Below are 1438 nucleotides of genomic sequence, written 5' to 3'. Positions count from 1 at the left end.
GAGAAGTACCAACTCAGGCCCCGCGACTGGGAGTCCGCCGAACGCGAGGGCCGCAGCATCGCCCCCCTCATCACCCGCCTCAACACCGTCCGACGGCAGAATCCGGCGCTGCGCCAACTGCGCGATCTGCACTTCCACCACGCCGACAAGGACGCGGTGATCGCCTACTCGAGGCGGAGCGGGTCGAACGCGGTTCTGGTGGTCGCGAACCTCGATCCCCGCCACACCCAGGAGGCCACGGTCTCGTTGGACATGCCGCAACTCGGCCTGGAATGGCACGAGTCCGTGCCGGTGCGCGACGAGCTCACCGGCGAGACCTATCACTGGGGCAGGGCCAACTATGTGCGCCTCGAACCGGGTATCAGGCCCGCGCACGTCTTCCGCGTCCTGCGACCGTCCACCCCGCAGATCGGAGGGTCACCCACCACATGATCGTCAATGAGCCCGTTCCGGACACCTTCGAGGACACGCCCGCCAAGGACCGTGACCCGGATTGGTTCAAACGCGCCGTCTTCTACGAGGTACTGGTCCGCTCCTTCCAGGACAGCAACGGCGACGGCATCGGCGACCTGAAAGGCCTGACCGCCAAGCTCGACTATCTGCAGTGGCTCGGCGTGGACTGCCTGTGGCTCCCGCCGTTCTTCAAGTCACCGCTGCGGGACGGCGGTTACGACGTCTCCGACTACACGGCCGTCCTGCCCGAGTTCGGCGACCTCGCCGACTTCGTGGAGTTCGTGGACGCCGCCCACCAGCGCGGCATGCGCGTCATCATCGACTTCGTCATGAACCACACCAGCGACCAGCACCCGTGGTTCCAGGAGTCGAGGCGCGACCCGGACGGGCCGTACGGCGACTACTACGTATGGGCCGACGACGACAAGCAGTTCCAGGACGCCCGGATCATCTTCGTCGACACCGAGGCCTCCAATTGGACGTACGACCCCGTACGCAAGCAGTACTACTGGCACCGCTTCTTCTCGCACCAGCCGGATCTGAACTACGAGAACCCGGCGGTGCAGGAGGAGATGATCTCCGCGCTGAAGTTCTGGCTGGATCTCGGCATCGACGGGTTCCGGCTGGACGCCGTGCCGTACCTGTACCAGCAGGAGGGCACCAACTGCGAGAACCTGCCGGCGACCCATGAGTTCCTGAAGCGGGTCCGCAAGGAGATCGACACCCAGTACCCGGACACGGTGCTGCTGGCGGAGGCCAACCAGTGGCCCGAGGACGTGGTCGACTACTTCGGCGACTACGGCACCGGCGGCGACGAGTGCCACATGGCCTTCCACTTCCCCGTCATGCCACGCATCTTCATGGCCGTACGCCGCGAATCGCGCTACCCGGTCTCCGAGATCCTCGCCAAGACCCCCGCGATCCCGTCGAAATGCCAGTGGGGCATCTTCCTGCGCAACCACGACGAGCTCACCCTCGAAATGGT

Annotated in this window: 2 protein-coding genes; both read left to right on the top strand. The window is 65.4% G+C overall.

Annotated elements, in window-relative coordinates; genetic code table 11:
- Positions 1-432 (top strand): alpha-glucosidase C-terminal domain-containing protein (locus tag ACZ4MF_RS49000; RefSeq protein WP_467500948.1); only part of this gene is annotated, 432 nt, incomplete at its 5' end.
- The coding region (locus ACZ4MF_RS48995; protein ID WP_467500946.1) for an alpha-amylase family glycosyl hydrolase at positions 429-1438 on the top strand (1010 nt) is incomplete at its 3' end. The genes ACZ4MF_RS49000 and ACZ4MF_RS48995, both read left to right, overlap by 4 nt.

Source organism: Streptomyces sp. NPDC025793 (assembly GCF_055558375.1).
This window is presented reverse-complemented; position numbering and strand designations above follow the sequence as displayed.